The following is a 6,816-nucleotide window of genomic DNA, read 5'->3' as shown; positions in this document are numbered from 1 at the left end:
TTCGTTTATGGTAACGGTGAATGTTAGGTTGTCTTTTACACCGTCTATGGTGTAGATGTAGTGGTGGTTGCGCACAACATCACCAGGGGTAAGTATCTTATTATTTACATCAAGTGTACCCGGTATTGGCAACATATAATTCAATGTACCAGACTGATTTGATCCGGTTACAGTACCACTTAAACGTATGTAGGTATTGCTCTCATTATTCAAATCATTCGCAGTTTTGTTTGAATTTATAGCTGGAAAAGTATAAAAAATCACTTGTTGTACAGCTACATTCTTTTCTTCTGTACTAATATCTACAGTTGCATTTAATGGAGACATTACTGTAGCATTTACAACTGCACTTTTAGTAGCTGATTCCGGCACTGTTACAGAAGTTGTACTATTAAGGTTGGTAGAAAGAAATCCTCTGTCGTTTCCATTTACAACACGAACTTCTGCCAAATCAAGTACCAGATTGTTAGTACCTGTAGATAATGTTTTTCTATTGTTAATAGTAAACTTGGCTACCAATCGTTCCAATCCACATGGAGTAACATCTGAGTTTTCCAGATACTCAACAGTAGTTAGTTTATCTTTAATCAAGAGCAATTCACTTGTACAATAATACATAGGTGCCTTGTTGGATGTCATAGTAGAGGATACTCCCCAGATTCCGCTATTGGTAGTACTTACTATCAAACTGCTTTCGATGTCAGACATTGTTGTACTGGTACTCCAAGAAGAAACCAAACTTTCTACATTGGCAACAAAAACAACTTTCATCCTGGCATTGTCACTGCTTGGATTTGTAGCAGTAGGATAGTTTTTTAGTTCGTATGTATGTACACTATTACTTGTGGTTGGTGAAACACATTTATACTTATCATAGTAATAGTAAGTACCTGCGGCAGCAGAGGCTTTAAAATAAATAGCCCATAGGTTATCTATTGCCACCTCATCATCCGCAAGTGCTCGTATAGAAAAATAGGCTCCACCTTCTGCCGAATCATAAGCAGAGTTATCTTCTTGGCAAGATACTTGGGTTAGCATTGCCAAAAACAACAAGGATATATGTAGGCAGATATGTTTCATTGCTTTATTATTTAGGAAACTTGAATAGGATCTGTGTTAACTGTAACTTCTGTCCAATCTTTAATATATAGTTTTATACGCAATCCGCTATCGGTTACCCCTTCAATCACAAATTTGTAGTAATGATTGCGCAATACACTACCTGTTGCTGTAGGAGAATAAGTATAAGGACTTCCCGTTTGAGTTGCAGCATGATTACCTACACCCAAATAAGGAAAAGGAATCATGTACGAAGGCGTTTTACCATCGCTACGGTTTCCTTCTATAAGAATATAACAATCGGTAGTTTTATCAAAATTACCATTTACGTTAGTGGCAATTTTCTCGTACATATAGAAATTGCTTATTGTTTGAGTATTAGTGGTTGTTGTTAAACCGCTTGCTACATCTGTATCAACCCCTGTAGCTTTGGCATCCAATACTGTAGCTTCCTTAACTCTGTCATTGTCTGTTGTAGCAAACGCACTTGATGGATGATAAGCCCAGCCACCACTATTGCCGTTTACAATAGACACTTTAGTTATTGTATAAGCATATAGTTTAGGACTACCACTGGGGGTATTTGGATCTGTTATTGCTGCATTATTTGTTATATCTACCTTAGCCACTGCACGAAGCAAGCTATGGGTTGCACTTGTACCATCGGAACTTACATACCAATCGGCAGTATAGGGACCTGTGAAGATTTTAACATCATCTGCAAGAACATACATTGGGATGTAATTATCTTCAAAAAGGGTTGAACCTGTATTAGCGGCAATTACATTTCCAAATGTAATACTCTCTAATACAGTTGACATTAAATGAGTTGAATTTGTTGTAATACCCAATTTGTTTACCTGCTTTTTACCATCGGATGCTGTTCCTGTTGAACCAGATGCAGAACCAGCTGTTGTTCCAAGGCCTGTGAGCGATGTAGAAGCATTGGCAAACACTGCCACCTTTAAATTAGCATAATAAGCATCACTTTCGGCCCATTGTGTGGGATTGGTTAAATTGATTACACTTGGAGTTCCACCGCTGGTACTTGGCAAAGTTGATACTCCTGAAACTGTTTCTACATCCATCAGGTAATACTCATCATCTTCGGCCAGGCCAAAATATAAAACCTGCAAACTGGATATATTATTATCACCAGATACAGCACGTGTAGCCAAAGTACCGGATGCTTTTACAGATAACTGAAGCCCATGTGTAGACACAACAGTAACTTCTTCATTTTGACAACTTGCTAAAAGCAAGCATCCAAACATATACATTAATAACTTCTTCATAATTATATCTTTTTATTTATAACTCAAGGTATTTGAATGGGCGGTGTAGGGGCAACTATCTCCGTCCAATCGTGTATATCTAAATCCAGTAATAAACTGAATGGATTAATTGTAACATCCAGTTGCATGTGGTAATAGTGATTACGAAATGCACCATGTACATCTATTGTATCATTTTCGGCCAAATGACCTTTCAACTTGAACAACTTAGATGTTATACCGGGATTTGCTGTTCCACCAATAGGATTTTTTATGAACACATGTGCCATTGGGTGCTTGGATTCGTTGTAAGTTTCCCATCTTATTTTCCCTTTGGTCGGATCATCGCGATGAAAGGCCGGATGATTCTCGAAAAAATAAATTGGAACAGATTTTATTGTTTTTTGCTCTTCATTGGCTGTTTTATAAGCCAATATCCACTTAGAGTCTTCAAAATTAGCAGCATGCATAGCATAAGCAACTTTGGATGGAAAGTAGTCCGATTTAAAAGGACTGCTTACATCGTAGCTTATCGAATAGATATCCGTAATGGTAACAAGTGGATTATAAATGGTTAGTTGGCTTCCATCGTAATTACCTGGGTAACGATAACCTGGAAAAAGGTTATTCACATTTGAATTGGGCGGAAGAGTAGTTGGGTCGGCAGCCGGATCATTGCAATTATCATCGCCTTCAAACAAGGGAGTCCATGCTGTACGGTTTTGAATTTCTACCCTAAAAAACGTATTGTCCATATCAGCCGATATCTTTTCTTTAAAATCTATCTTTTCCAGAGTAGCATAATCGGGATCTTTTTTCCAGGCTGGTAACAATTCTACTTCCAGTTTCGATACAGCACGAAGCACCTCTACTGTAATGAAATTAAACTTATCTGCTATAACTGTAGTATCTCTAAAGCCACTGTAAGGCATTGGATTATGAGCAAGATCTAATTGATACTTCTCGTCTTTATTCATTACATATACTGTTTTGCCATTACCATCGGTTGTTGTTAACAAACGGGGCAAGTGCTTCTCTTCCCACTTCCAATCATGCAAATCAAGTGTTTGTGTGGTTTCGGCAACCTCCAATTGGTCTACCCATACTTTTGGAGCATTACCTATGGCATAAAAGGTTTTCTTGCCCGGGCGTATGTATCTGGTCAGGTTTTTCCGCACAGCCTGTACTATTTCCAAATCAACAGGTAACTCGGATGGTGAATATGTATCAAGAAAGTCACGACAATATTCTATGTTTTTATTTTCATCGTACACAATAAGCCAAAGGTTACTAAAGGTGTATTCCTCTGTTACATCGGTGTTGTAGGAACGGGTAGACAATTCCACTATTACGCCAGGATCGGAATCCGGATTGGGTGTAGGCTCAGGGGTTATCCCTGTATTTGTATCACCACAAGCAGTTAATAGTAGTAATATACCAATGTACCAATGTGCCAATATATTTGTTTTCAATTTCATTTCCGATTTGTTTAGGTTTATTCTTTCACATCACCATATACCTACATCGTTCAGGTCTTGTTTAACCAAATGCCAATCGTTTACTATAACATCGACCATAGTCCAGGCACCGGATGCCAGATTAAATTGGAAAACAATGTTATATACATCTTGCCGTTCAATCATAAAATTGTTGAAATAGGCAGGGTGTTTCATTATGAGTTCTGTTAACTTACGTTTATCTTTTGGCACCAATTCACGATCGAGCCGACCGGGTTCCTGCAATATGATACTTAAGTCTATATCATCGTTCTGCCATAAACGTTGAGTGGTAATACGCGATATTTGCGTAAAGTAATATCCTTGATCGTTGTAAAGTGTATCCAACTTGTGAGGTGTATATGTATAAATATAATCTGTGGAACGGCTTACATCGTTTGATTCTTCAATTTTGGGAGCGCGGTTGTACGAGTTACAAACTCCGTTTTTACCGCTAATTTGTACATTTACAGCACCATCTTCGTGTACCAACCGGTCAAACTGTGCATATACATTTATATGGTTCGTATTTTTGGCGAAGTTTATAATAAGTGGTTGAGGGGTGTATTTGCCGTCTACAATTTCAATTCGGGCATTTTCTTCTTCATACACTTCGTCGCTTTGGCGGTCTACATAGCCATAGTAAAGGGAAGTAGTGTTTTCTGTTATATTTTGCTGACCATCATCTATAATACGTACACTGGCATCAGCAAACAAATCAATATTCTCTTTGTAGTAACAATCTCCATTGTTCATCCAGGTTACCAGATCGTACATGCCATCAGGTAAAATGGTATAATAGGTATAGTCGCTCGCAACCAGTTCTTCTCTGGTTAGGTGTACATGACGGTATAACTCGCCCGACTCTTTATAAATGTACAAATCGATAAAATCGAGTACTTCGGGAAGCTTATTCTTGAAGTCCCAATTTATATTGTACAGGAATTTTATAGTCAAACCGTTTTCTTTGGGATCACAGTCCAAATCACCTTCGCCTAAACAGCTTGTTAACATAAACAAAGAGCAAAGGAGACCATATAATATTTTTCTTAGAGTTTGCATAGTTATCATTGTCAATCAAAAAAAAGGGGAAAGCCTGTTAAAATAGTTAAGGAAGAAAAAGAGAGGTAGAGTAGAGAGGAGTTTACCTCCTTTACCTCTACCTCCTTTAATCTATTTATTTGTAACCAATACCAATGTTTTCTTCATCGATATGTACATGTGTCCAGTTTTTAACTACGATAGAAACCTGACAGAAGTATGGGTCTGGGTACAATGGATCTTTAGGTTCTGTTTCATCACCAGGACCTTTAGGGCCACCACCACCAGGTGCAGGATAACCACAATTGTCAAATGAAGCAATCTTGATATCATAGAAGTGGTTACGAACCACATCGTGCCATGCTGGGTGAGTTCCTCTTGCCTTATCACGGATAGGAATCATGTAATAACAAAGTCCGTCTGTGAATTTTTGGGGAATACCAACTGGTCCACCATGATAAGCTTCAGGTAATGTATTTAAATGAGGATAAGCATTAGCACCTGTTGTTTCATATGTATAACCTGCCTTTAACAATGTTCCATTACTATCGCGGTCTTCCCAACGAACCAACTCAGCTACTGCTTTTGCATCTGCCTCGTTTTCAAAGAAATATGGAAGATATGCTCTTTGGTAGTTATCCCAAACACGATAGAAAGTAGTCGCAGCTGTATAATCTTTTGAATTTGTATAAGTCAAATCACCAGCTGAGTTAAGCATTGGGTCTGGAGTTGCAGGCTTACCACCTATCGCATTGATATACAAAGCCTTACTTGGAACAAAATTAGCACGCAACTGTAAAATAGTTGAGTTACTCCATGTAGGTTCAAGATTTGAATTCTCCATGATATAGAAACCATTAGCTGTTTCGCCTGTTGAAGATTCCGGACGTGTTGTTCTTGGTTCAATTGAACGACCATGTTCGTTCACTACTGCAACAAGAGGATCTACATCAGCAAAGAAATTAGGATCGTGCAAACGTGGCCAGTAACCAACTGAGCTAGAACCAACTTTGTACTGATCGTACAATGGAGTTTGGAACAATTGAGTAGTGCCAAAGTAAGGGAACATATACATCATATATGTATTGTTGGCTACTTTGTATACCAAATTATCCAGTTTACCAAGATGAGTTTTTGTAGCATCCGAGGCAATCACTTCTCTATCACCAGCCTCTATAGTTAATGTAGTTTTAGCCATAGCACGACCTACAGGAACTTTGATAACATTCTTTTTGTTAGCTGGGTCCAGAATTTCTTCCATTGTACAAGCTTCCAAAACTCCAATGGTGTAATCCATTGTTTTGTAGTTACCATTGTTCAGGTTATTTTCTACATTTACAGGAGTAGTCATGAAGAAAAGCGAGTCGGTAGCTAAACCTGTTGGAGTAGCTTTTGTTGCATCCTTCAAAACAGCAATTTCCTGATAGAACATTTGTTCTGTAACATCAGAAATTTTCATTGCTAAATAGTCCATACCTGTTCCCAATGGCACATTCAGTGCAGGAGATACAATAGGTTCATTAGCAGTAGCAATGAAGTAATGTGTACCTGGAGTTGCTTCGAAAATCGAACCCCAAACACCATTAACATCTTCTGTCAACGTTTCAACACGTGTAAGTACTTTTGCTGCGTTAAACATGTACACTTTAGCACGTTCAATTCTTCTTTCGCCTGGTAGTGCAGGATATTCTGCATAAGCACGGGTTTTGTTGTCATCAGAAGAGTCAACAATACGGAAGTTAATGAAAGCAGTACCTTCATCAACTGGTACTTCCGGACCATTGTCGTCTTTGTCCGAACAGCTTGCCATCCCCATACTCAGGGCAGCGAAAGCCATCATCGCATACTTAAAATTCATTTTCATTTTCATCTTTTTGTTTATTGGTTAATAAATAATATTGGGTTTCCCCGATTGTTAATCGTTAATTCTTTTTCAGACACGGATT

Annotated in this window: 5 protein-coding genes; all 5 read right to left on the bottom strand. The window is 38.2% G+C overall.

The genetic code is table 11. From position 1 onward, the window contains the following. Positions 1-1,080 (bottom strand): hypothetical protein (locus tag D0T85_RS13570; RefSeq protein WP_163214063.1); only part of this gene is annotated, 1,080 nt, incomplete at its 3' end. Between the two features lie 11 nt (positions 1,081-1,091). Next, positions 1,092-2,354, bottom strand: coding sequence for a hypothetical protein (locus tag D0T85_RS13565; RefSeq protein WP_163214062.1), 1,263 nt, complete (start codon positions 2,352-2,354; stop codon positions 1,092-1,094). 23 nt (positions 2,355-2,377) lie between these two features. Further along, complete coding sequence (locus D0T85_RS13560; RefSeq protein ID WP_163214061.1) at positions 2,378-3,811, bottom strand: hypothetical protein; 1,434 nt, start codon at positions 3,809-3,811, stop codon at positions 2,378-2,380. A gap of 30 nt (positions 3,812-3,841) precedes the next feature. Further along, on the bottom strand, positions 3,842-4,843 hold the full coding sequence (locus D0T85_RS13555; protein ID WP_163214060.1) for a FimB/Mfa2 family fimbrial subunit: 1,002 nt from the start codon (positions 4,841-4,843) through the stop codon (positions 3,842-3,844). A 163-nt stretch (positions 4,844-5,006) separates the two neighbouring features. Beyond that, complete coding sequence (locus D0T85_RS13550) at positions 5,007-6,734, bottom strand: Mfa1 family fimbria major subunit (protein WP_163214059.1); 1,728 nt, start codon at positions 6,732-6,734, stop codon at positions 5,007-5,009. Between the last annotated feature and the right edge of the window lie 82 nt (positions 6,735-6,816).

Source organism: Bacteroides sp. 519, assembly GCF_010500955.1.
In the GTDB taxonomy this organism is placed as follows: domain Bacteria; phylum Bacteroidota; class Bacteroidia; order Bacteroidales; family Bacteroidaceae; genus Bacteroides.
Note: the sequence above shows the minus strand (reverse complement) of the source record. Positions and strands in the feature narration are given on the sequence as shown.

Bases quoted from the DNA above. Each gene is read 5' to 3' on its own strand.
- D0T85_RS13555 (WP_163214060.1), bottom strand. From the start codon at position 4,843: ATGTTAACAAGCTGTTTAGGCGAAGGTGATTTGGACTGTGATCCCAAA.
- D0T85_RS13560 (WP_163214061.1), bottom strand. From the start codon at position 3,811: ATGAAATTGAAAACAAATATATTGGCACATTGGTACATTGGTATATTA.
- D0T85_RS13565 (WP_163214062.1), bottom strand. From the start codon at position 2,354: ATGAAGAAGTTATTAATGTATATGTTTGGATGCTTGCTTTTAGCAAGT.
- D0T85_RS13550 (WP_163214059.1), bottom strand. From the start codon at position 6,734: ATGAAAATGAATTTTAAGTATGCGATGATGGCTTTCGCTGCCCTGAGT.